Raw genomic sequence first — 23499 nt, forward strand, 5'->3', positions numbered from 1 at the left:
CCTATTTGTCTGCAATAAATCGATATGAAATAGGCATTCCGCTATACACACTCACGTATGTACGCTGCAATATTTGAAAACATTTAGAAAAATCACAGCCCTTTTTACTTTAGAATCGATTAGACATATAAAGCCATGATTCCCTACAAAACAATTAATAAAAATTAGTTCTTCTATTTTCATACTGCCATAGGGTTGTCATCGTCGATTATTTTCTTTGTTCCATAATTTAAAACCACCGAAATGGAAATTACAAAAGAATCATCAAGACCGCTGGATTTGGGTATCATAACTCCAGAAGCATTATTAAGTCATTGGCAAGGACACCGCAAATTAACAAGGCAGGTTATTCAGGCTTTTCCTGAAGAACAGCTTCATACCTACAGCATTGGCGGAATGCGGACGTTTTTCGAACTCGCAAAGGAAATTATGGGCCTTTCTGGAACAGGTATAAGAGGAATTGTTACCGGCAACTGGGATTTTTTACCGGAAGAAGACTACAGGCCTGGTAAATCTACCATTAAAACTAAAGAAGAATTATTACGTGTTTGGGATAAGGTAACCAATGACATCAATACGTTTTGGTGGCAAATTCCTGCTGAACGTTTTAAAGAGACCATTAAATCATTCGGTCAATGGGAAGGAGAAACTACCAATATTATACTTTACTGGATCGATAATGAGATCCATCACCGAGGACAAGGTTATGTTTACCTAAGATCGTTGGGTATTGAACCACCACCGTTCTGGAACAGGTATTAAAGACCATTTTCTGGGTTAGGTCACTAAACAACCCTAAGTTACGAAGCGTTCTTTTTATCCGATTTTTTTTTGCTCCACAGTGCATGTTCATTCGGATCATTTAAATGATTTGGCATCAACTTCTCGCCCAGCGAGTTTAAACAAAAAAGCCACAACTTTCGTTGTGGCTTTCTAAGCTCCCTAAGAGTGCAATTCTCGAACCAGATTATAGCTTACTTGGCTAAATTGGCCAATATAGGTAGCGATAACTATATATTAAGATTATCCAATTAGGCGAGCAGCAAAAGATAATTTTTTAGGCAGTATCAATGACCATGGGCTTGAGAATTCTTTCTTTGAACGTCTTTCCAGATCCGGAAAAACTTTCGAAACCGTCAAGGCTTTTTATTTTTTCAAGTTCTGAATTGAGATAATGATCAGACTTTATCATCGATAAAACTGTAGGGTCATCCCTCCAGAGATCAGACAAGATAATAGTGCCTTTTTCAAGTCCACGAGCAATCAATTCAGCAAACTTGGTATTGGCAAATATATGTTCGGGTTTTCTGAAATACTCATTGTTGAGCTGAAGATATTTACTGGCAATCCATGAAGCTACCTTTTCACTCTTAACACCAATCTTTCCGCCCTGAACACCAAGTTCATTTATAAAATCATATACCTCAACAATATTGATTAGGCCAAAATGATATAAATCCCTAATGGTGTAATCTATCCTGTCCGCACAGAGGGCAGGAAGAGGCATCTCAAGCAAGGTATACTTCGGATCTTCCAATAAGGAAGTGCTGAATCCATATTTAGCGAGAATAGATGGTATAGCGGAATTTGCTATTACTTCTTCAAAAATTTGCTCATGATAATCTTCCCCTTTCTGTTGCAGGACATAATCGATTACATGGGAAAAAGCAGTATGGGAGACATCGTGTAAAAGGGCCGCAACCTGTTCTTCCAGACTACCTCCAAGTTTCCTTACAAGAAGCATAACTCCGATAGAATGTTCATATCTACTGTGGCCAACATTTGGAGAGACCAGAAAAATGGCACCTCCCTGATGAACATTTTTTAACCTTTGAACGGGTCCCGAGCTTATGAGATCACTTAGTATAGCTTCTAGTTCGAAATTGCCGTAAAAAATATCGCTTGACATCATAATACAAAGAAGAAAATTTTATTATTAGAAAGCAATCCCTCAGAATTACCTTCAAAAACTAAGTCTATTAATGAAGTGGAAGAGATTTTGGAAAAAGCAATTATCAAGTTAACAAATCTGGACGTAATACACTGAAAATCAATAACTATATTTCGAATGGAGATTGTTAATTCAATATTCCCTGAAAAATTCACCATTGAACAACTGCAAGGTCGAACCACTAAGGTCGATTTTCTTTATCAACTTATATAGCTGATTAAAAGTTAATTATGGAGGTAAAAAAGAAGGGCAAGCGACCGTTTTACCGTGCTTGCCCTTTTTAGCTCCCGAAGCTGGGCTCGAACCAGCGACCCTCTGATTAACAGACGGATGCCCATCGCTTCTAACTATTTATTAACCAACAGGTTACAGTATTTCAGAAATATTCCGGTACGTATTTGTGACCGGTTATTAATTACTCAAATATACGCAATCGAGTAGACAATTACAATTTTATTAAAGATTTCAATAGTTGTCTGAAGTGGAAAAGCTACAATCTGTTGACCCCTCATCGCCAAAAAATGTTATAAGCGATATTTAGGTAGGTATTGACAATAACTATTTTTATTTCTATAATTGCTTATGCTTTTGGCAAGCTAGCCCGTTCGTGCAAAGATTTCATCAGCCAAATTAATTGTTTAATAAAGCAAACCTGCCTGCTTATTATCCAAACAAGATTACGAACGCAAAAACCCTGGTTAATAAGTCGGTATTAAAGGAATGTTTTATTATGAAAACAATTGAGTATTTCAAACTCCAAGCAAAAAAACTGCACAAAGATTTTAAAACCCAAGAATCATATTTCGATCCTGAGTATGGCCGTGACCTTTTTAGGTATGCGCCAAAATTTTTCGATATAGATGCATTGGTTCTCGATTTCGATATCGATGAAGACAATTTCACCCTAATGAACGCTCAGCATTATATTGCACTTTTGGCGGGATTTCGAAAATGGACAGATTTGCTGAAAGCGTCCCCATCGGCACTGGAATTATCGAAACTGCTATTTGACAACATGCACAAAGTTAGTGTTATTGAATGGGACATTTATATTTCTGGTGAAGAACGAGACAAAGGTTTTCTATTTGATGACGAGTTTAGACTGGACATTTTCAAGGCTGTTTTTGACGAAGTAGATGGCCATCAAAGTGACGGCATAGACTACCGCTTGGCGAGAGAAACAGAAATACCAAAGATTGAAAATCAAAATGTTAAACCAAAGAAAAAGGAAATGGAAAATAAAATTACCGCTAAAATTACTGCCCTACCATTGATGGGAGAAGATAGAATAGAATTTATTAAAACAGCCAATGAGGTATTTGAGCATGTCATAGAAAGGCTTGAACCAGAAAACCCTGATATGGTTCGTAAACTGTGGAATGCCGAAAAATATATTGATGAAGAGCTGTTAAGACCAGATATGTTGCCCATAGATCGTGACTATGCGCTTTCTTTGATCGGTGCGTTCTTGGTTCATCATGTTATTGAACTTGCCGTTGAAACGGACGAAATGGGTTAAATCAGAGTTATTAGATTGAAAAACATGGTATTAAGAATTGGAATGTACATGTACATTCCAATTCTTAATTTAATTTATGACGCACAAACCCATAAATTGGCATTTTGAGGTTTATGTTATTTATCTAGCAGAGAACTTATCTTTCGGTCCATGCGTTCATTTTCGATTTTGTCATTGCCAATAAACCTATCTATAATTTTTCCATCTTTATCAAGCAATATAAGTGTCGGAAGAACATGAACTCCAAAAAGTTCGGAAAGGTCGTTTTTATTAGGTATACTTCTTGAAGCTTTTTCTTTATCCTGACCTCGTAAGATATTTATCCAAGGCAATTTATCTTCCTTTACTGCTTTTTTCCAAGCATCTAAACGATAATCATCGTCAGCAATGCCAATTATTACAAAATCTTTGCTTTTGTACTGGTTATACAAATCGATCATATGAGGAGTTTTCTCTCTACATGGAACGCACCAAGTGGCCCAAAAATCTAATAAAACATATTTACCTTTAAATTGGGAAAGGCTAATACTATCATTATTAATATCAATTGTTTTGAAATCCATGGCCTTTTTGCCCATCTCATTTCGCTTTATCATTTCGATCCCATCAGCGATTTGTTTTTTATAAATGGCCATTATACCCTCACCACCTTTCATTTGTTTATAGTAATGCTCTAACAGATCGGAAGACAATTTATTTACGTATCCATTGGCGATCAAGAACCCTGTAATAACAGAACTTGGGTATTTATCAAAGAAGGACAGATCAGCTTGCCTGCTTTCCAAATAATAAGGATTGAGTTGCGCTTTCAGCGTATCTTTCTTAGCAGGGTCGGCTTCTGATTTGTAAGCCGAAAGAATATTGGCATATTTACCCCTTATAGCACTTTTCTTTGCTTCGAGTGCTACATATAAATCTTGGGCTTTAGAACCAGTTAACCGGGCATTTTGAAACTCATTTAATTTCAGTGTGATTGACATCGCTCCTGGTTCTATGAAAACGTAAGTCTGATTTTTGTTATTCAGTTTTACAAAGGCAATTACAGGTTCATTTAATGCACCTTTTAAAATAAATCTATTATCCTTGACGATTGCAGTATCAGTAACACCTTTTTTTTTGCTTCCTGAATAATATGCCAAATAAATTTGTCCTTCTGGATAATCCTCAATGAAACCCTTAATACTATAAGTGCTTTTAACAGAAAGTGGCTTTTTCTGTCCGTGAACATTTAAAGTCACACAGAAAAAAAGAAATAAAAATAGGGCTAAAGATTTAAAGATTTTCATTGGTTGTTAGTTTATAAGTGCAATAGTTTTTATGCTAAAAAGTTGTTGCCCTAATTACTTAGGGCAACAATAGAATTATGGTGTAATTGGTCTTGAATCACCATTACAGATTGTTCCGGTATTGCTGGCATTGGTTTCACATACAATACCAGGACAGCATTTTAGCTCATCATCTTGGTTAGAGCTCATCGTGCATCCAATTTCGCTATCCTTTTTACATTTGTTTAGATCTTCGTTACCACCGATTACATTTCTCATTTCGGCTTTGTTAAGCAGTGTTGCTGTTTTCATGTTTGATTAATGTTTAAATTTGATTGTTTTTTTACAACGTAAAAACCATAAAAACGGAATGCTTTTTACAACATCATACTGGTTGGCACGGTTCATTTGCAACTTCCCCATGCATTGATCAATTTCTTTTGTTAGTTTAATAGGAATTTGATCTCTTCTAACTTATAGTTATCAGGTAATTTATATCCATTGATAAGAAAGGCAGGAGTATATTCAATATCTAACATATCAATCCAATTCTTTTGGGCATCCATTGACATTTTTATGTCGTTTGTTATTTCGACAGGATATTTTTCTGCCCACGCTTCATAATTTTTTCTAACTGAATTGTACCATTCATTCATGGCCTTTTCAGCAATATCCATATCATAATGTTTGCGTAGCGCACTTAAGTGCCGTGAGGCTTTTGTCTTATAGTTTTGCTCATCATCACCGGATGTAAATACTACTTTAACTTGTAGATCGTCCCTAAATTTTAGCCATTCACTTAAAGTCCTATGGGCTTTGGCGCAAGGGTTACAATAGGGGTTGCTAATCATTGTTATAGTGATGCTTGAACTTGGATTGCCCAAAACAACAGGATGAAGATTGCTGTCTACGTAGAATTTTGGTTGTTTTTGCAGTTGCTCGTTAAATAGATCAATATTGTACTTGAATTTTTTGAGTTGGTTCTTAAGTTCCGATTGCTGACTTGCTTTAACAAAGAATGGCTTCAACATAGCCCATAAAATGATAGGCCCAATGAATGAAATAATCGCTATGCTGATATTTCTAACATCAATATTTAAGGAGCTAAAAGAATAATTGCTATTGTATGCCAAAACCATTGCTTCGGCTAGTAGGATAACTTGTACAGAGCAACACAGCACACACCAGGTTTTTGCCCTATACTGATATGATATAGAATATATTGTATAGGGTAAAGCCAATAGGTTAAGTAATGCAATTGGCTGTAACAATCCTGGTTGGAAAATTAAAAAAAGAAATGTTCCGCTGAAGTAAAAGAAACCAACTTCACTCCAATTTAGCCACGATGTTACTTTTGATGCTTCTGATTTCAGAATTGCATTACAATCACTGTTTGAACCTGCAAGTCCACAAATATTCTTAATTAATGGATTGTTTGCATCAAAGCTTTGGATGAGAAGCAGAACACTCACAAATACCCCGATTAATTTTAATGCTATAATTGATATGTATTGCCAATTTATTATTGTAGCAGAAAATCCGAGCGTCAGTATAGCGATTAGTAGCAAAATACCAAATGGTAGTTTTAAGCTCTCAATTGTACTTTTTAAGACTTGAGACTTGTATCTGGTATCCCCGCTTTTTTCATTGGGATATGCACATAAGATGTAGCCAGACCAGCTTTTTAAAAACTTTTCTTCGGTATCAACCATTTCGCTACTGTTCTCATTTGAATAGAAGACCCTATTGTTTGAAATGGATTTTACTAAAATAAATCGACCGCCTTTACCATGCGTATGGGCAATAAATGGATATGAAAGATCTGTTGGATCGTAATTGTCTTTGTCAATATAATAGGCCCCGCTTGGGATTGACCATTGAGATAGGCTGTCGCTGACGGCAAGCAAGCTCGGATAATCCGGATGTGCCAATAGTTCTTCCTGTATTGTTCTAGGATGAACCCTGATCCCTAGCTGATTTATTAAATATATTGTTGCACTGGTAAGATTATCGTACCGCCCATTAAAATTTAACATAGAATAGATTATAGCTTAGTTTATCAAGCTTATCTAAATTAATTACAATGGAGACATGTCTCTAGTCATGTAAGTAACTTTCTTGCGGCAGAAAGGGAATGTAAAAAAATAGAACTTTTTAGTTCATATTGGATGGTCTTTCTAAGATAATTTGCCCTTATCTTCGGGCTTATTAACTGATATGGCTTTTTCGGGCAGGAATTTTCTAGGTGAGATGCCCCAATGATCTGCTAGCAAATTAATATGGTTAACATTATATTTTGCACGATGGTTTTGGTTTTCGACCTGATAGATGAATGTTCTGTCAACGCCCAGAATAAAGCCAATATCTTCTTGTGTTAATTTTCGCTCTAATCTTGTTTTCAAGACAAAATCAACAATGTATTGCTCTACTTCCGTCAACTTTTTTGCCATAGTGCAATGGAGCAAAAAATTGAACCTAAAAATGGAGATATGTCTCCGTTTTGTTCATTTGGTTTCTGCAAAAGAAAACATACACCTCAAGCAATAGAAAAATGATTTTTATAAAACTATAATAGAGACATGTCTCTATTTTTAATTATATTTCTGTAAAAATTATCAAATGTAAATCTGTCTTTTATGGCAGTGATTATCGAATACTTAATAATGAACCAATCGTATTTATTCAAGGCAAGAGCTAAAAGGCGGTTGAGGTTGAACACCACCAAAAATCATCATTAAAATGAAAGTGACATTACTTATCCTAATAGCATTTTTACAGGTAAATACCCATGAGCTAAATAAAAAAATGACCTTTAGAAAAAAGGGGGCGGAATTGATCCAGATTATAAAAGAAATTAAAAAGCAGACTGGGTATTCCGTGGCCTGGAACGAAAAAGAAGTCAATGTTGAAAGAAAAATAAATGTGAATTTTAAAAATGCAAATATCAAGACCGTGTTGGACGAGATTTCGAAAAAGCTGAATATTTCTTATATAAGCTATAAGCATACATTTGTTCTCGTCAAGGCCACAAGTCCAGTTCCACTACAAAAAATTAAATAAGGTACTATTTATGAATAATTGCGAAAAACTATCTGATACGCAACTTGCTATTTATCAAGAATGTGATTAGCCTTTATTGATCGGCCAGATTTAATCCATAACGGGATTTCCAACTAACTCTAATTTTGCAAACTTGATGACCTCTATACTTGGAAAGCCAAAGTCAGCGACAACCTTTCCTAAGATAAGATAACATCCCGCACCCCTAAAAGGATAATTTGGAGTGGTATTTGGAAAATGTGTCGTATCGAAAAAATGCCCATTGGCATCGAGAAAAGTCCCAAACCACATTTTCTTGTTGTTTTTCGTATGTACTGTTTTTTCGCAAACATATTGGCCAACCATTTTAACCGTTTTTCCAATATATTTCTTTAGCTCATTTGCAAGAATATCCCCTCTGTATTTTGTCTTTAGCAGATCGAACATCGATAGACTTAGCGGAAAGCCCAAAATTTCCAATTCGTGATAGGCATTTTCTATCGACGTGTTTATTAATTTGGGCATTGAATACTCTTTAGGCGCAAGATTAAAAAGTTCGGCATCATTTCGGGGCTTGATGCTTCCTCCCAACAGCATGTGAACATCCCAAAGCAGTATCTTCTTGCTTTTGCCCGTAAAGCGCAATGCTCCAACCCTGATGAGGATGATTGCCTGGTCCAGTCCTATTGATGTGCGCTTTAGGAAGTCTTCCAAATTCAGAAAAGTGCCATTTAACCGACGTTCATTAGGAATAGCCTCAATGTATTGGTTTTCCAGCCCTTGTATTCCAATTAAGCCTAGATAAACATCTGTACCCATAACCGAAACCACTGCCGAACTGTGGTTTACGCAAGGCAAATGAACTTTGGCCCCAGACATTTTCAGCTCGTGTACATACAGCCAACGACTGTAAAAACCGCCATAATTGTTTAGCACTCCCACCATAAATTCTATTGGATAGTAGGTCTTCAGAAAAAGACTTTGATAACTTTCAACCGCAAAACTGGCCGAATGCGCTTTGGAAAAGCTATATCCGGCAAAACTTGAAACCTGCCTCCACACTTCGTTTGTAATATCTTCCGGCCTTCCCAATTCCGCAGCGCCCTGGTGAAATTTTTGCACCAGCTTATCAAACTCCGCCCTTGAGCGATATTTACCGCTCATTCCGCGCCTTAAAATGTCAGCATCGGTGCCATCCATTCCACCATAATGAATACATATTTTAATTACATCTTCTTGATAGACCATGACGCCGAATGTTTCTTTTAATTGCTCTTCCATTACGGGATGCAAATATTTTACAGTATGTGGGCTATGAAAATTCTGAATATAGGTTTTCATCATTCCAGACTGCGCTACCCCTGGTCTGATAATGGAACTTGCGGCTACCAGGGTCAAATAATTATCGCACCTCAATTTAGTAAGCAATTGGCGCATTGCAGGGGATTCTATGTAAAAGCAACCAATTGTATTTCCCGACTTAAGCCTTTCATTCAGGTTTTGATCTTTCATAAAATCCTTTACCTGATGAATATCTATCCTTTTCTTTTGGTTTTCTTCTACCAGCCGTACTGCTTCTTTGATATGCCCAATGCCACGTTGAGAAAGAATATCATACTTATCATAGCCTATTTTCTCGGCTTCATACATATCCCATTGTACGGTAGGCATCCCTTTGGGGGGCAGGTCTAAGGCCGTATAGTAGGTAATTGGCTCTTCGGATACCAAAACGCCACCAGCATGGATGCTCCGTTGGTTGGGCATTTCAGACATGATACTGTGTATGGCGGTTATCTTTTTAAAGGTGTCGTTGTCCCTATTCAATATTGCTTTGGTGGGGTCGGTAAAACCGTCTATTTCCGATTTTGGCAGTCCCATCACTTTCCCGATCTCCCGAATTATCGATCTGTCCTTAAATGTTGACATAGTGCCCAACAAAGCTGTATGATAACGACCGTACCGTTTGAAAACATAATCCTGTACGTCTTCTCGCTGATCCCACGAATAGTCAATATCAAAATCGGGCGGGCTTGTTCGTTGCGCATTCAGGAAGCGCTCAAAATAAAGGTCGAGTTCTATTGGATCAACATCGGTAATCCTCAAACAGTAGGCCACCGTGCTATTGGCACCAGACCCTCTGCCTACATGATAGTAGCCCTGTGCCATAGAATATCTGATAATATCCCATGTTATAAGGAAATAGGCACAAAAATCAAGGCCAAAAATAACCTGAAGCTCATCTTTTACTTTTTTCAGTGCTTTTTTGTTACCCCTACCATAACGGTATGCCATACCTTCCATCGCCAATTTTTGAAGCAGTTCCTGGTCGTCTTTTCTGCTTCCTGTAAAAGTTTTCCGGTTCAGCTTAACCTTGCCTGCGGGGTAATCCATTTCGCAACTGTTCATCAGGTTTCGGGTGTTATCCAGTATGAAGCTATACTTGGCAAATTTTTCCTCCAACTCGCCCGGCCTTAGAAACTGATCGGTTTCCCTGCACTTATCATCTGGCAATACCTTTGTCAATAAGGAATTTAGGTCAATCCCACGCAAATATTCATGGAGCCTGTAGCCAATGCGGTCAGAAAAAACTACAGGTTGCAATGCCAGCAACTTGGACTTGATTTCTTTTAGTTCTAAGCCGTACAAGGTATGAAGTTGGTCGAAACGGATACCGAGATAATGGTTTGTCTTAAGTAGCCCTTTATAGCCATAAGGATAAACAAAATATGCTTCTGAAAATTCGGGAGCCTGTTCTGGCAGGTCTGTTTGCGCCAGATTATGGTCTGAAAGAAATTCGTTTAATTGCCTCATTCCTTCCTTGCTTTTGGCAATTCCGATGTATAACAACCTATTTTCTTTTCTAAATTCCAAGCCCCCAATTGGTTTTATGCCTTTTTCCCTGCAAAGCCGAATAAACTCCATGATGCCCGTCGAATTGTTGATGTCTGTTAGCACCATTTGGTTTATTCCACGTGCCAAGCCTTCATCAATCAATTTTTCGATTGACATTGTGCCATATCGCAGGCTATAATGGGAATGAACATTCAGATACATATTTTAAATATCTAAATCCAGAATAGAAGCTCTGGTAACCGCATTTTGCCCAAAACGGCGCTTTATCTTATCAAGGGCCTGCACTAATCCGTACTGTTCAGTCGATTGGCCGTACAGATCGATCTGTTCAAAGCCTGCAACCAGATTGGAAAACCGTACCCCGATCAGGCGCAGAAGCATTCTTTTTTGGTAAACCTGTTTAAATAGTTCTTTTGCCTTTTCGATCAGAACACTGTCCAGAGAAGTATAGGGGATGGTAGCTTGTTTTGTGGCATCCTCAAAATTGGAGTATCTTATCGTTACGGTAATGCACGCGGTGAGCTTCTGTTTCTCTCTTAATTGGTAGCCAATATCAATGACCATAGAGGTAAGCAGGTTGTTCAGCAGGTCAACATCTATCGTATCTGCCTTAAATGTACATTGGGTACCTATCGATTTTTGTTCTACGTAGGGAACCACGGGCGAGTTATCTATTCCCTTTGATTTTTCAAGAAGAGACAGCCCAGGTTTGCCCAACAGTTTTTGCATCTGCTCGGGATGGATTTGCGTTAGGGTATGGATTTTCTTTATCCCCATATCGCTTAACTTAATAAAGGTCTTTTCGCCTAAGCCCGGAATTTTACGGATGGATAGCGGGTTTAAAAAAGATTGCACTTCGGGCATTTTTACATTGCTTTCACCATCTGGCTTGCATTCATTTGTGGCCATCTTAGCTACCGTTTTATTAACCGATAGCCCGAATGAGATAGGCAAATGGAGCTCTTTGATGATCTTTTCCCTTAGCTCATGGGCATATTGCATACAGCCGTAAAACCTATCCATGCCGGTCATATCAATATAGTGCTCGTCAATGCTCGCCTTTTCAAACAGAGGCACTTTTTCGCGGATAATATCGGTAATTTCGTGGGAAGCATTGGAATAGGCATCCATATTGCCTTTAATAAAGATGGCATGGGGACAAAGCTGTTTGGCCATTTTGGACGGCATTGCCGAATGTACACCATATTTTCTCGCCTCATAACTGCAAGATGCCACAACGCCCCTTTCTGAAGTTCCTCCAATTATTACAGGCTTGCCTATCAAAGATGGATTTTTGCGAACTTCAACAGAAACAAAGAACGCATCTTGATCCATGTGAATGATGTGTTTTTCGCTATCCATAAATTGAAAAATTAGAACACAAATTTATGCTAATATTTTTAGCATTCACAAAAAATCCTTTGAGTAAATTTTAACAATCTTATGATCGGCCGAATGAAAACAATTAATTGAAAAATGGCGATAGTTATTATCGCCATTTTATATATTCTTACACTATTATCTTGTACGGTTTCTGTAGTTATTTTCTGACTGACGTTCTAAAGGATAATTGGTCTTAATATCCGCAACATTTGGCTTAACATATTGATCGGCTGAAAGTCCAGCCATTTTTAGAATACTTTCTGGAATATTTGTATTAAGTATTTTTACGCCGTCTTTCAGGTCTTTGAATATTTTGTTTGATATGGTATTGGCAATAATTTCAGGCCCTTTAGGATGTATCAATACTCCTGAAAAGGGTACTGCGTAAGTTTGAATATAATAGGAAGTTCCATCTGGAACGCCAAAAACAATACCTTTTTGCATCGACTTGTCCAATTCTGTTTGAATAATGTACTCTGTAATCAGTTCATCGGCGTAGTACGGAAGCTCCATAGATAAGGGATGCCTATTCATTTGGGCTTCTTCCGAAAGTAAACTTCGGCACCACCTTTCCGCTTGATCGATCAGTTTCTGGCCTCTTTCGTTGTTGGCCTTTATGATTGTCTCACCGCCATTCCCTTTATTTTCGGCGATACCCGCCCGTTTGCCACCTATAAATAGGTTGGCGGTGTAGGCATAGGTTTCTTTCGTAGCTTCTTCTGAAAACTTGATGTTCCTTAATTCAATCTTCATACATTCAAAATTTAGGTTAGTATTCAATAGTTTATCGGGAGCGAAAAAATTAGGGCACGGCAAAGCACCCCGGCCCGTAGGAACCAGGGTGCTGTTAGGTAATGCCAACTGCTATTCGGAGCAGACAAAAAAATCGTGGTAGCTGTTAAAGCCTTCTTTAGGCTTATGGGTACGGATACCGCTTCTTAGAGATACTGTTTTTTCAAACCGGCTTAATGAAAATTCTTCCAACGGAATAGAAAACCTCTTTTTGTTATAGAGCACAAGCATACAGTCGCCAGTCAATTTAAATTCGGCATCTTTTCCTTTCATCCACAATGCAATCTTGCAGTCGGTCACACGGCCTATTATCCCATCATCAAAAACTGTATGCACCTTTGCATTAAGAAAAAGGGACTTCAGATAATGGATTTGATCAGTTGACACGACAAGCCCCAAGGTTGCAAATGCAATACTTTCAGACTGCTTTAACCAGGCTGGGCTATAATGGCAAAAGCAAAGAATATCAGTAGCGGAGTGACTTAGAAACAAGTGCCTTACCTGTATTTGAAATCCTGTGAAAAATAACCAGGTTCCGGGCGATCTTGGAACAAGATGCTTATCTGCAGACCAGTATTCGGTATCAATACTGCTATGGTTTTCATCTTTAAATGTGAATAGCAATGCCTCTGGTGAAAGTATTATTGCTGGTTTAAAAAATTCAAGGATTAACTTTGAAAGGTTTGCAGGCCCCTTTTTAGCCGGTAGATGGTTAGCGCGACCCGGTACGCCCATATCCACGGCTATGTTGGGAATTTATGGAATGAGCTTGATGATCTCCAACAGTCATATCCTGTTCTCTATCAGGTTTTCCCAACATCATATCTGCAAGTGCCTGATTATATCCCTTGGTGTAACCTTCTTTTTGAAGATCGCCATTGTTTGCGAGATGGCGTAGGCCCCGCATTACCAAATACGAAAGTCCACCATCAAAAAGCACCGAGAAGATTAACCTTTTGGCATCAGATTTAACACCCTTGCTATCGGTGGCGCTATGCCTCAAGCGGGTACCATCCTCTAATTCCACAATCTCTCCATTTTGAAATGCTTTTTTCTGGCTTTCATTTAGGATTTCTCCATTTACTTTAAATGGTACTTCAACCTGATAAGGGTAATAGGAAACAAACTCCTTTGTCTGTTCATCATATTCAATTATCAACTTGCGCTCAATACCTTTATCATCAAAGGTTTTGCTAATCTTATCAAGTTTTCCCGACAATAATTGTTTGGTTTCTTTCTCGTCCAATAGCGGGTGCGCCTGCACCTCATTGTAAATGGGGTGTATTTTCAGGCCAATCTTTCCATTTTCCCCACGTGAAAGAGATAATTTTGCATCAAGCTGGCTGATCTTAAATCCGTCCATTTCAAGATTATATAAACTGCGTAATTCAGTCCTACGGCCAGCCAGCAGTGCGGCGATGTCGCCGTCCTGCAATGTCAGTGCGCCATCTTTGTAAAGGCCCAGCTTTTCCAGTTCCTCTATAGGGAGTTCTTTTTCCTTAATTGGTGTTTCCATAATAAAAACAGTTAATTGTATTTAATTAGTTAATGTCTGCCGATTTGCGTTGGGAAATTGGTTTGTTGATGACCTGGCTCTATGGCTAATTCTATAGCAGGATTTTGTTTCACTGCCAGCAATGAAGCATACAGATTGTCGTTTCTTGAAAGGATAAACTGATTACCAGACCCTAAGTCTTCCATACGCAACCTGCCTTGCTTAAGATGCCCTTGAACTTTAAAAAGAGTGTCTTTGTAGGCGATCGTGTCGCCAAGGGACAGGTAGTTTGAGGTCGTACCAGTTTTTGACTGCTTCTTTTGGGAAGCGGTTTGATTGTCGGCAACGATTTCCCTTTTTTGCCCCAATGCCATGATGTAATTGAATATTTTCTCCGCGTCAGCAGCAGCGGCGTGGATTTCAAAAGGTGTATCTTTCAAAATCTTAATCCAGCTATCAACGTATGCGGTATGTTGGCCGGGGTCGTGTCCAATTCTCAATTCTTGCCCTATCAAAAGCGAAGCGATTTCTGCCCTTAGTTCTTCGCGAGCATAAGCATCGGTACCGAACAGGTTCATCATGCTACGATCAAGCCTGTTTTTATGGCCTGTCCAATGCCCAAGCTCATGCAGAAGGATAGCATAGTACTTGTCGGGAGCATCAAACTGTTCTTTTAGCGGTAAGGTAATCTTATCTTCAAATAGATCGTAGAAAGCATCATCACCTGCTTTGTGGACGATTTGTGCACCGGATGCCGTAATAAGCTCTTCGGCCTTTTCAATGGGGTTCCAGCTTAAATCATCGGCACCTTCCTTTAGCAGGACTGGCATGCCCTCGATCTGGGATGCGTTAAATACCCAGGCAGTAGTAACCATTGGATGGTCAAGTTTTACGTTAACCCTAATTGGTTTGCCTTGCTCATCCAACACCTGTTTTCCGTTTTCATCCCGCTTTGTTACCAAAGAAGTAGTCTTGACGAATTGTATCAGTGAGGCTTTTTCTCCTTTTTTTACTTTCAAGTCGTTGGCTGATGCCTGCTTGAAAGTAAGCCAACGGGGGTCTTCATGCCCGCGAAGCAATAGAGAAAGCGTATTGATGCCTTTATAACGGTTTCCGGTAACTGCATTATATGGCAGTTCAAATGCTGGTATATTGCCACTGCTCCAAGGCTTTTGCCAGGGTGCAGTTCCTTTTTTGAGCTGTTCGATCAGCTTTTCTGCTACTTCAACATGCAGGGCCTTTACTTTATCATTCGTCATACTCGCGTTCCTCCTCCAGGTCTTCCTCCGACAATACATCTGCGTAGTCTACGCCGTAAATTGAGGCTTCGACTGCGGTAAGGCCAATAGCCTGGCCATCGGCAAGCATATTGAGCTTGTCCTCTAATGATCTTGAACTTGGTTCCATAATGAATCGTTATTGTGTGGATGTCACTGTTCAGGTAGTAACAGTGACGATAAAAAGTGAAGGGGATTGATATACCGATCTTTGAATTTAATACTGAAATGCAGGTGTTCTCCGGTAACCCTACCTGTGGCTCCCGTAACAGCTATAGGCTGTCCGGCTTCAACCGGTTCATCCCTGCCCACAAGAATTTGAGAAAGATGCCCGTAAATACTTTGAAATTCTCCATGCCCAATTCTTACATAATTGCCTAAAACAGGGTTATAACCGGTATCGGTTATCCTACCTTTCAATATGCTTAATACGGGATCACATCGGGCAGAAAGGTCTATGCCTTTGTGCAGATCGTGCTGTTTGGTTATCGGATGGATGCGGTAGCCAAAGCCTGATGTAAGCCGTAGGTTAATTAATGGTAGGCTGATTTGTTTTTTTGTGGTATCTGATGCAATGGCAAAGCCGGTTTTGCAAAGCAAAAGGGTGAACAATAGACTGCATGCAAACAAGCTCCGTTTCATCGTCCACGGGATTGTTGCCTATCGATATTTTCGGAAAGCCCCCGTTCAATGAAATCCTCTAAGGAAATGGTCGAATGTTTACCCACATTTTGATAGGCAATCGCCCAGCGCAATGCTTCTTCAATGGCACCAGGTCGGCCATCCTGTTGCAATCTGTAAATGTCGAGCAGTATCCTTATTTCCTTTGGCTCTAATTCCGTCAGTTTTTCCTGAATGCTCGCCAATATCATTTCCTTTGGCAACAGCGACAAAAGGGCACTTATTGGGTAAATTCCCACTACCTCATAAGGAAACCGCACCTGCGCTTCGCCTTTTTCATAATCAATTTCCGAGATCAGTCCGATCTGGCCCTGCATGCGTGTCGGATCATTGGTAAGCAGGGGATGTACCATAACCGATTTGTTAAACAGTTCTTCCATAATTCTAAATTTTATCGCCCACGGGAGTGGGCAGGTTGTTGTTCCAATTGTTGGCTGTTATCAATACCCAGTTTCTCCTGTAAACTGATTTGGCTGAACTTCCTCGTGACATCGTTTGTAAGGGAAAGTTCCAATGCATTCTTATGTTCTCTCGGATTGGCTGATTGCATTTTGAGGCTTATTTCTAAAAGAGTTTTAAAATCGGGCGTAGATAGTTCAGCAACTTTTGAAATGGTATCGCGGTAGATTTCATTCGATTTTCTCATGACCATCAAACTATCACTGCTATATAGGCCCTGTACACCATTTCCGAAAGCGAGATACACATCATCTCTTTGGGGATCGACATAGGTTATCATTCCCAATTGACCCTGTTTTTGTATGGGATCGTCTAAAAATGGGTGCACCTGTGCGTAGGTGCCAAGGATTTCATTTTCCATAACTTTAAAATTTTAGGTAGCAAATAGATTGTCTTGTACGAAGTCGTTTACTTTTTAAAGTCCTGCTTCATCATGCCTTTTGGCTGGGGTATTGATACTGAGGGCTGGGCCGAACGGAACTGCTTTACCAACTCCTGTACTTCCTGGTTTATCCGGTTAAAGTTCTGTCGGAGAATTTCATCTTTTTTGCCCTTGAAATCATAATAGGTAGGCAGGTCTCGATAATGTTGTTCTTCTTTTTTTATCGCCTGAACATCAAGGTTTACCCTGCAGTTGACTGCCGATGAATTAAATTGGCCTGTGTATTTCTCTACTGCATCCGTTGCCAGCAATCCGACCATTTCACCAGATTTCAATGAGGCGATTTTTCCTGCGGGAATAAGCGGTTCAAGTTTTTCGCTAATTGAGATCGATGTTTTGTTCCTATCGATACTAAGGCTCTCGCTTTGCTGTTTCACTTTCCCGAACAGCCGTTCCAGCCAATCAAGGGTATCTTTGTTCTGCACCGATCCAGATAGCACATTTCCGACCACTGATGTTATGGTTGCTGAGGTTTCTTTTCCATATTGTTGCTGGAACTGTTGAAGGCTCTGAATGCCCAGGACGGTAGCCACTAAATTACTTCTGGCCTGGCTCAAAACCTGTTCGATACGAAAAATGTATAAGCTAGGAGCCTCATCAATGACCAAACCTACCGGCAAATTGCCTTTGGTATTTACCAATTTGGTAACCCTGTTCAAAACGACCGAATAACAGGTAGAATTAATGCTCTGCGTAAGCGGATCATTGGCAAGTACCAAAATGGATGGGTTTTTCGGGTCGCTGATCTTCAAATCAAAATCATCACCGGAAAATACCCAATAGGTTTCCTTGGTAGCAAGGCGACTAATAAAAATCTTAAGTGTTCCGACCTGGCCTTCCAATTGGTCGAATGCTCTCGCATTGTAGGCACTTTTGAATGGCGAAAGCAAGGAGATTAGTTCCGGTTCAGAGAAAAGGGTATTAAAAATATCCTCATAGGACAGATTGAGAAAAGAAAGTACATGGGGTAGGCTGGAATACCGGCCCCGTTCAAATTGGCTAAAAAAGTAGATACACGCTGAAAGGAAATTTATGGCAGACTGCGTAAAGAACTGGTCGCTACCGCTTGACTTGTCGCCCTTTTTCAGGGCTTCAACTAATCCCTCCGCCGTTTCTGATGCATCGGCCAACGTTTGCAGATAGGCCCGCTTCCAAGGGTTTGCCCTTCTGCTTTTTTCGGGATCGTTCAGATTAAGTACATTAAACCCGTAATTGGCGCACCGTCCCTGCTGTTTGGCTAGCAAATAATGATGGTAGGCTACCTTTGCAAGGTCGGGATACTTAATATCATATATGCACATGGTAAAAGATTTGGCCAGAAACTGCTTGATAATCGGTATGATTACCGAAAATGTCTTCCCACCCCCAGGCACGGAAACCAGCAAAAGTCCCCTGAACAAATTGGACAACGTAATAAATCCATTACGAACCTTGTTCTTATAATAAAAGAGCATGGGTATGTTTACAGAATAGGGCGAAACAATGGGCTTTACAGGTTGCATGAATGCCTCGCCTTCGATGTTCCATTTGTCTTTGCCAAGTTTAGAACTGATCATTTTTGAAACGTTGTCCATCGCTACGTGGATCAGTAACGTACCTAAAAAGGCACTGGCAATATAGGCCAGGTCATACCAATTGGCATTCATCAATACAGGCCCTTGTTGCCTGCCCTGGAACCAAGTGCCGGAAAAGAAAATCAACAGCCCAAGTGCCAAAGGGTAAACAATATGGTTCTTTGGATTAAGGTCTTTCTTTTTCCGGCTGAGGGTACCAACTGAAACTAAGCAGATCAGGGCAAGGGTAAACAGCTTGCTATAAAGCAACTGGTGATAAATTGGTATCCTTGTAAGTTTTACCGCAAAAAACTGCAATCCAAACTTGTCGTTGGGCATATCCCCAAACAGCTTTTCAGCATAGAAAAACACGAAAATTTCGATAAGCACGGACAAATAGATACCAAACTGTAGAAACCTGTGCAGGCTCTGCTGTTCTTTTGTTTCTTCCATAAAGAAATTGTTTTTGGTTCGATCTCGACTAAAGGGCATAAAAAAACCGCTAGGTCTCTAGCGGTTAATTGTAAAAGATGCCTTTTTAAAAGCTGTCGGCCCGTAGAATATCGCCATACTTCAGTTTGAGGGTTAGCATCCTGCCTGAAAGTTGTTTTTCCGTAAGTTCGATGTTCATTACCTTGTTCCCTGGGAATGTGGCCTTTTTAATTACATAAATATTCCTGTAATGCTTTTTGAAGCTCTGAATATTGTAAAGTTGCCATACGGGTTTGACTTCTACCGATTGGACGTTTGTCGCTTTGGTAATTTTCTTATCATCAATCTTGAAGCGCTGTTCGTCAATCTGATAAGAAAGATTAGTATCATTGAAATAGCTTATGTCAAGGAAAACATAATCTCCGGCAGTAAAAACATTGTTCAATCTTGCTTGAATGCCAAAGTCTTTCGCACTCCTTTTTGGTCGGCCAATTTTCGCTTCCATCATTCGCACTGCATAGGCTTGCATTTCTTTTGATGTCAAGCTCATGCCGGGAATATCCAAAGGCCTGGAATGTTCAGGCAAAATATTGATCTGCGCCAAAAACGGAAAGGTAGGGTTATCAATAAAATGCAGGTTGTACTGTGCAATAAAACTTTCTCCTACAATGGTCACGATGCCAAGGTATTCACCAGCCGATTTAAAGGCTTGGATGGTATCAGGCTTCATTTTTAGCCTGAGCAGATTTTTTAAGGGCAGATCGCCTGCAACTGCATGGGAAGTAATATCTACATACTGGATATTCTCCGGAGAAATAAAATGTATGGAATTGCTTCCAGTGATAAAAATATCGGGTAGCGATGTACTTTTGGTTCCCGCTGACTGCTGGGCAAAAAGCAATTGGCCGAAGCATAGTACGGCCATCAAAAAGACGATGAATCTCTTCATAACGGATTATGTTTAGTATGAATTTTGTTTCTGTTTTAGTTCTTCTGGATCGATCAGGTAGACCTGGGTATCGTATTTCAGCTTGGCCTTATTGCTCCGAATGAGCTTTCCAACGGCAGTAGTGGTTGACTGGAACATCTTTTGGAGCATGCTCATAACAAGCTGATTGTTGTTTTCTGCCTGTTGCTGGATGGTCATTCCCTGACTTGCATCTGTGCCCAGCACTTTTGTGAACTCCCTAAAGGCGGATGCCGGAACATAAAGACCGGGCAAACCGTCATTGTCGTATACTTCAAGCCTCACAGGTAATATGTTATTGTTGTAAAAAATGGAACTGATCATCAGATTTACCCTTTGGCTTGTAAAGCCCGAGATTTGCGCATATAAATATGTTCCTTTTTTTATGAGAAACTTGCCAGCGTTAATGTCATCGAGTAATCTTATGCGAAGCCGTGAACCTGAATAGCCAGTAATGCTCTGATCTACTATGGCCCTAATGGGGCTTTCTTCTGTGGCCGGCAAGATTGTATTAAAATATTCTGCAGAAATAGGGCTTTTGGAAACCTTTAGCTTTTTTTGGCTCTTCCGCTCATGCTCTGCCAAGGCCATTGCCTTGTTTTTTTCCTGTTCAGCCTTGTATTCGGGATCGTTGGCTTTTCCCATACTGTCGATCAGGGCCATTTGTTCACGGAATATTTTCATAGGGTCGGTTTGAGCTGAACCGCCAGGCTGGGCATGGCCATTACCATTTGAAGACGACTGTTGTTGTTTTAATTTTGAAAGCGCAACTGCCAAATCGCGATCTGCATCGTAGCCATTCGTATTGTTTCTTTTGGGTATAGCATCGGAAAAAGAAGTCTTTGGCCTTTGAGTGGAAACACTTGCGGTGCCAAACTTCCTCTTCATTTCGCTGTCAATACTGTCTAGCATACGCTTTTCTCTCTGGTTGTACAGATCTGGCATTTGTTGCCTTATGGCCTGCTCTTCTCCAATTCCGCCAACGGCCGTATAACCATCAGCATCTTTAAACTGCTTGCGATAGGCATCGAGCTTGTCTTCAATTCCCTTCTTTTTTACGCCATCTGAAACATCCGCCAAATTCTCCTGCAATGCGTTGCCTTTTTCTGTTATTGGCGCTTCTTTCCCAAAACTGCTTTTCCACGAGTAAAAAAGCAGGCATAGAAAGGGAAACAATATGAGCGGAACCATATAGCGCGGTTTCTTAATATCAATTCTCATAACTTTTCGGTTTACTTTACGTTTAACTGTTTATGGATGGCCTCCAATTGCATAATAGCATCCTTTACCATTGCGCTATCTGCGCCGGTAAGACTATCCTTATGCAATATGGTATTGACCTGGTTTTGCAGGGCCAGCACACTTTTTAAAGACTGCCCCGCATCCATTATTTGCCCAAACCCGTCGGCTACGGGCGATGTTGCGTTTGTTGGCGCAAGCACTGGCTTCTCCCTTTTTACCCGCATTACTGTAAAGGCAAGCACTCCCGAAACCAGCATGCAGGCAAGCATGCCCGAAAATATCGGTTTGGGATACCGTGCGCAGATACAGGCGAACCAATTGCCAAAGCGGGAAAAATAGGTTGCAAACTCTTTTGCTATCTCGCCAAAAAGAGCTTTTTTAGGTTTAAAATGAGTTTTTCTGAACATTTTCGAGGTCTTTGTTTTCCAATGTTTTCCAACGCGTAATCAGCACTGCGTGGGGATTATTGTCGGATCGTATATCAAGGTCTTTGAGGTAACCTTCTGTAACAAGAGATCGTATGATTGCCGAACTTCTTCGGTCAATTTTTTGTTTCCCGTAATAACGAAAATACTTTCGAGCTTCATCGACTACGATGCTATCGGTCTGAATGGTCAGTACCGCGCTAGATGAAAGTATCGAATTGAAAAAGCCCTTCTCCTTTAGATTATTGTATTGGAGCGCACCACTTTCGTCAATAAGGTACATGGCCCTTTTCATCTGATATTCGATAAACTTGTCATCAGGGCTCAGCGAAAAGAATAGCCCATGAAATAGATTGATGTGCGAGCGGTATTCTGCACCCCGGTTAAGCTGGACACTCGTCTGCCTAGCAAGCAACGGAACGCTGTTGGCATCGAGTACATAAATGTTCTTCCTTGCTTCTGCAACTTGCCTGTAGGCAAAAAACGTTACTATTAGAACAATAACAGCCGTTAGGATAAAGCTACCTGCAGAAAGAAAAGTAGCCAGGCGGATTTTGGTTTCAATGTTTCTGATAATCATTATTTCATCATTCTAGTTATCATCCTGGATAAATTGGTGGCGCCTCGGCCCATTGTTGAAGTAGCAGAGCTGATGCCCGATGTGGATACGATCCAAGTACTGATGCTAGGTACTGTTAGCATGGTCAGGCCCCCGATTAGAAATGTTCCGATAACCATTCCGAACGAAAGCACCCCGTTACTTGCAAACCATCCCAATTTTTCGAGGCTTTCGCCGGAAGTCTCTACCAATTCTTTATACCTGCTGATCTCGGCTTCCAGGGCAAAGTGCTGGAACAACGACGCTACATAAAGTACCAGGTATCCTATACCGGCATAAAGGTTAACCGAAATAAAACGTGCGACCCATGTACTAAAACTGTCCCTAAACGCGGGAATAATGCTGATGGCAACTGAAAACGGCCCCAATATGATCAGGATTGTCGAAAATATAATCTGGATGATGAAAATAACGTAAACACAAATACGCAGGAACCAAAGTGCCAGCGTTTCGAGAAGTGAAGTAACCAAAAGCTGAAAGCCAACCTGCATACGGTTCCGAAGCTCGACAATTGGGTTCCAAACTTCGGCAAATCCTTCTTTTACGCTGGATTTTACACTTTCCCAGGCATTTTCGTACCACGTATCGGCCTCCTGCTTGGCCGTTTCCGTTTGGGCCTGAACGGTAAGCAGTTGATCGGCTACCTGAACCATCAATTGTGCCCTTTCCATCCTTAGGTTGTTAATCTGGATTTGGCTACTATTAAACATGGCCTCGGTCTTGTTTGCAATAATATTGGTTGGAAAGGCGACGGTTCGGGTAAAAGCTGACCACCATAGAATTATCATTATCAGGCCAAATGGTCGAAGCAGGGGCATCACTTCCATTTTTTTGTCGCCTGACATCATTTCATAGGATTTAATGGCAAAAAAAATCAGCATGAATATGGCGGACAGTGCCTGGGCATCGGCAATAAAGGCATCATAATGTGTCCAAATAGTGTTTTTCATTTTTGTTAGAAAGTGCATCATACCCTCTTCGTAGACCCCATTGCCCTGCAAAAAATTAAAGGTCTTTTTAAAGTTGTCCGGCACACTGCCTGAACCTGATTGCACAAAAAAACCGGCTGTGCCGGTTATCAAAGTTGTTGCGTTCATTTTTGTGT

The 23499-nt window shown here is 40.2% G+C and carries 23 protein-coding genes; 3 read left to right on the forward strand and 20 right to left on the reverse strand.

Going from position 1 to position 23499, the window contains the following annotated elements:
* The first annotated feature begins 243 nt into the window (after window positions 1-243).
* Window positions 244-762: a DinB family protein gene (locus JHD79_RS15915; protein WP_199120291.1), complete on the forward strand. Its 519-nt coding sequence runs from the start codon at window positions 244-246 to the stop codon at window positions 760-762.
* Window positions 763-1057: 295 nt separating this feature from the next.
* On the opposite strand, the gene JHD79_RS15920 is transcribed toward JHD79_RS15915, so the two are convergent.
* Window positions 1058-1912, reverse strand: coding sequence for an HD domain-containing protein (locus tag JHD79_RS15920; RefSeq protein WP_199120292.1), 855 nt, complete (start codon window positions 1910-1912; stop codon window positions 1058-1060).
* Between the two features lie 769 nt (window positions 1913-2681).
* Here JHD79_RS15920 and JHD79_RS15925 point away from each other — a divergent pair.
* The gene (locus JHD79_RS15925; RefSeq protein ID WP_199120293.1) at window positions 2682-3470 is read left to right on the forward strand and encodes a hypothetical protein; all 789 of its coding nucleotides are present in this window, start codon (window positions 2682-2684) and stop codon (window positions 3468-3470) included.
* A gap of 116 nt (window positions 3471-3586) precedes the next feature.
* Here JHD79_RS15925 and JHD79_RS15930 read toward each other — a convergent pair whose 3' ends face one another.
* The 4 genes from JHD79_RS15930 to JHD79_RS15945 form a co-directional block, all read right to left on the reverse strand.
* Window positions 3587-4756, reverse strand: a complete 1170-nt coding sequence (locus JHD79_RS15930; RefSeq protein WP_199120294.1) for a TlpA disulfide reductase family protein — start codon at window positions 4754-4756, stop codon at window positions 3587-3589.
* A 75-nt stretch (window positions 4757-4831) separates the two neighbouring features.
* The gene (locus tag JHD79_RS15935) at window positions 4832-5047 is read right to left on the reverse strand and encodes a hypothetical protein (protein ID WP_199120295.1); all 216 of its coding nucleotides are present in this window, start codon (window positions 5045-5047) and stop codon (window positions 4832-4834) included.
* Between the two features lie 131 nt (window positions 5048-5178).
* Window positions 5179-6771: a vitamin K epoxide reductase family protein gene (locus JHD79_RS15940; protein ID WP_199120296.1), complete on the reverse strand. Its 1593-nt coding sequence runs from the start codon at window positions 6769-6771 to the stop codon at window positions 5179-5181.
* A gap of 141 nt (window positions 6772-6912) precedes the next feature.
* Complete coding sequence (locus JHD79_RS15945) at window positions 6913-7185, reverse strand: helix-turn-helix domain-containing protein (RefSeq protein ID WP_199120297.1); 273 nt, start codon at window positions 7183-7185, stop codon at window positions 6913-6915.
* 289 nt (window positions 7186-7474) lie between these two features.
* On the opposite strand from JHD79_RS15945, the gene JHD79_RS15950 reads away from it, so the two are divergent.
* Window positions 7475-7795 carry an STN domain-containing protein gene (locus JHD79_RS15950; RefSeq protein WP_199120298.1) on the forward strand — a complete coding sequence of 107 codons (321 nt, stop codon included), beginning with the start codon at window positions 7475-7477 and terminating at the stop codon, window positions 7793-7795.
* A 90-nt stretch (window positions 7796-7885) separates the two neighbouring features.
* Here the strand turns inward: JHD79_RS15950 and JHD79_RS15955 are convergent, their stop codons facing one another.
* The 15 genes from JHD79_RS15955 to JHD79_RS16025 all read right to left on the reverse strand — a co-directional run bounded on the left by JHD79_RS15955 (window position 7886) and on the right by JHD79_RS16025 (window position 23491).
* On the reverse strand, window positions 7886-10828 hold the full coding sequence (locus tag JHD79_RS15955; protein ID WP_199120299.1) for a DNA polymerase III subunit alpha: 2943 nt from the start codon (window positions 10826-10828) through the stop codon (window positions 7886-7888).
* Window positions 10829-10831: 3 nt separating this feature from the next.
* Entirely contained in the window at window positions 10832-11989 is a 1158-nt protein-coding gene (gene dinB / locus JHD79_RS15960) for a DNA polymerase IV (protein WP_199120300.1), read from the reverse strand.
* Between the two features lie 156 nt (window positions 11990-12145).
* Window positions 12146-12763, reverse strand: coding sequence for a hypothetical protein (locus JHD79_RS15965; protein ID WP_199120301.1), 618 nt, complete (start codon window positions 12761-12763; stop codon window positions 12146-12148).
* A gap of 111 nt (window positions 12764-12874) precedes the next feature.
* Complete coding sequence (locus JHD79_RS15970; protein ID WP_199120302.1) at window positions 12875-13543, reverse strand: hypothetical protein; 669 nt, start codon at window positions 13541-13543, stop codon at window positions 12875-12877.
* A complete protein-coding gene (locus JHD79_RS15975; RefSeq protein ID WP_199120303.1) occupies window positions 13515-14318 on the reverse strand; it encodes a DUF4099 domain-containing protein in 804 nt (267 codons plus the stop codon). Before JHD79_RS15975 ends, JHD79_RS15970 begins: the two co-directional genes overlap by 29 nt.
* Window positions 14319-14347: 29 nt before the next feature.
* The gene (locus JHD79_RS15980) at window positions 14348-15556 is read right to left on the reverse strand and encodes an ArdC family protein (RefSeq protein WP_199120304.1); all 1209 of its coding nucleotides are present in this window, start codon (window positions 15554-15556) and stop codon (window positions 14348-14350) included.
* Window positions 15557-15727: 171 nt separating this feature from the next.
* Window positions 15728-16216, reverse strand: coding sequence for a M23 family metallopeptidase (locus JHD79_RS15985; protein ID WP_199120305.1), 489 nt, complete (start codon window positions 16214-16216; stop codon window positions 15728-15730).
* Window positions 16213-16608, reverse strand: coding sequence for a hypothetical protein (locus tag JHD79_RS15990; protein WP_199120306.1), 396 nt, complete (start codon window positions 16606-16608; stop codon window positions 16213-16215). Before JHD79_RS15990 ends, JHD79_RS15985 begins: the two co-directional genes overlap by 4 nt.
* Before the next feature lie 38 nt (window positions 16609-16646).
* The gene (locus tag JHD79_RS15995) at window positions 16647-17075 is read right to left on the reverse strand and encodes a hypothetical protein (RefSeq protein ID WP_199120307.1); all 429 of its coding nucleotides are present in this window, start codon (window positions 17073-17075) and stop codon (window positions 16647-16649) included.
* 47 nt (window positions 17076-17122) lie between these two features.
* Window positions 17123-19162 carry a TraM recognition domain-containing protein gene (locus JHD79_RS16000; RefSeq protein WP_199120308.1) on the reverse strand — a complete coding sequence of 680 codons (2040 nt, stop codon included), beginning with the start codon at window positions 19160-19162 and terminating at the stop codon, window positions 17123-17125.
* 85 nt (window positions 19163-19247) lie between these two features.
* Window positions 19248-20090, reverse strand: a complete 843-nt coding sequence (gene traN, locus JHD79_RS16005) for a conjugative transposon protein TraN (RefSeq protein ID WP_199120309.1) — start codon at window positions 20088-20090, stop codon at window positions 19248-19250.
* A gap of 12 nt (window positions 20091-20102) precedes the next feature.
* Entirely contained in the window at window positions 20103-21329 is a 1227-nt protein-coding gene (gene traM, locus JHD79_RS16010; RefSeq protein WP_199120310.1) for a conjugative transposon protein TraM, read from the reverse strand.
* Window positions 21330-21340: 11 nt separating this feature from the next.
* Entirely contained in the window at window positions 21341-21757 is a 417-nt protein-coding gene (locus JHD79_RS16015; RefSeq protein WP_199120311.1) for a hypothetical protein, read from the reverse strand.
* A complete protein-coding gene (gene traK, locus JHD79_RS16020; RefSeq protein WP_199120312.1) occupies window positions 21735-22355 on the reverse strand; it encodes a conjugative transposon protein TraK in 621 nt (206 codons plus the stop codon). The genes JHD79_RS16015 and traK overlap by 23 nt, the downstream gene beginning before the upstream one ends.
* A complete protein-coding gene (locus JHD79_RS16025) occupies window positions 22355-23491 on the reverse strand; it encodes a plasmid transfer protein (RefSeq protein ID WP_199120313.1) in 1137 nt (378 codons plus the stop codon). Before JHD79_RS16025 ends, traK begins: the two co-directional genes overlap by 1 nt.
* Window positions 23492-23499 lie beyond the last annotated feature (8 nt).

It is taken from the genome of Pedobacter sp. ASV28, from assembly GCF_016428855.1.
GTDB lineage: Bacteria > Bacteroidota > Bacteroidia > Sphingobacteriales > Sphingobacteriaceae > Pedobacter.

Coding starts and splice junctions, on each gene's coding strand:
- JHD79_RS15930 (WP_199120294.1), bottom strand. CDS start 4,756: ATGAAAATCTTTAAATCTTTAGCCCTATTTTTATTTCTTTTTTTCTGT.
- JHD79_RS16015 (WP_199120311.1), bottom strand. CDS start 21,757: ATGTTCAGAAAAACTCATTTTAAACCTAAAAAAGCTCTTTTTGGCGAG.
- JHD79_RS15995 (WP_199120307.1), bottom strand. CDS start 17,075: ATGGAAAATGAAATCCTTGGCACCTACGCACAGGTGCACCCATTTTTA.
- traN (WP_199120309.1), bottom strand. CDS start 20,090: ATGAAGAGATTCATCGTCTTTTTGATGGCCGTACTATGCTTCGGCCAA.
- traM (WP_199120310.1), bottom strand. CDS start 21,329: ATGAGAATTGATATTAAGAAACCGCGCTATATGGTTCCGCTCATATTG.
- JHD79_RS16000 (WP_199120308.1), bottom strand. CDS start 19,162: ATGGAAGAAACAAAAGAACAGCAGAGCCTGCACAGGTTTCTACAGTTT.
- traK (WP_199120312.1), bottom strand. CDS start 22,355: ATGATTATCAGAAACATTGAAACCAAAATCCGCCTGGCTACTTTTCTT.
- dinB (WP_199120300.1), bottom strand. CDS start 11,989: ATGGATAGCGAAAAACACATCATTCACATGGATCAAGATGCGTTCTTT.
- JHD79_RS15980 (WP_199120304.1), bottom strand. CDS start 15,556: ATGACGAATGATAAAGTAAAGGCCCTGCATGTTGAAGTAGCAGAAAAG.
- JHD79_RS15925 (WP_199120293.1), top strand. CDS start 2,682: ATGAAAACAATTGAGTATTTCAAACTCCAAGCAAAAAAACTGCACAAA.
- JHD79_RS15935 (WP_199120295.1), bottom strand. CDS start 5,047: ATGAAAACAGCAACACTGCTTAACAAAGCCGAAATGAGAAATGTAATC.
- JHD79_RS15965 (WP_199120301.1), bottom strand. CDS start 12,763: ATGAAGATTGAATTAAGGAACATCAAGTTTTCAGAAGAAGCTACGAAA.
- JHD79_RS15915 (WP_199120291.1), top strand. CDS start 244: ATGGAAATTACAAAAGAATCATCAAGACCGCTGGATTTGGGTATCATA.
- JHD79_RS15985 (WP_199120305.1), bottom strand. CDS start 16,216: ATGAAACGGAGCTTGTTTGCATGCAGTCTATTGTTCACCCTTTTGCTT.
- JHD79_RS15975 (WP_199120303.1), bottom strand. CDS start 14,318: ATGGAAACACCAATTAAGGAAAAAGAACTCCCTATAGAGGAACTGGAA.
- JHD79_RS15990 (WP_199120306.1), bottom strand. CDS start 16,608: ATGGTACATCCCCTGCTTACCAATGATCCGACACGCATGCAGGGCCAG.
- JHD79_RS15955 (WP_199120299.1), bottom strand. CDS start 10,828: ATGTATCTGAATGTTCATTCCCATTATAGCCTGCGATATGGCACAATG.
- JHD79_RS16025 (WP_199120313.1), bottom strand. CDS start 23,491: ATGAACGCAACAACTTTGATAACCGGCACAGCCGGTTTTTTTGTGCAA.
- JHD79_RS15945 (WP_199120297.1), bottom strand. CDS start 7,185: ATGGCAAAAAAGTTGACGGAAGTAGAGCAATACATTGTTGATTTTGTC.
- JHD79_RS15940 (WP_199120296.1), bottom strand. CDS start 6,771: ATGTTAAATTTTAATGGGCGGTACGATAATCTTACCAGTGCAACAATA.
- JHD79_RS15950 (WP_199120298.1), top strand. CDS start 7,475: ATGAAAGTGACATTACTTATCCTAATAGCATTTTTACAGGTAAATACC.
- JHD79_RS15920 (WP_199120292.1), bottom strand. CDS start 1,912: ATGATGTCAAGCGATATTTTTTACGGCAATTTCGAACTAGAAGCTATA.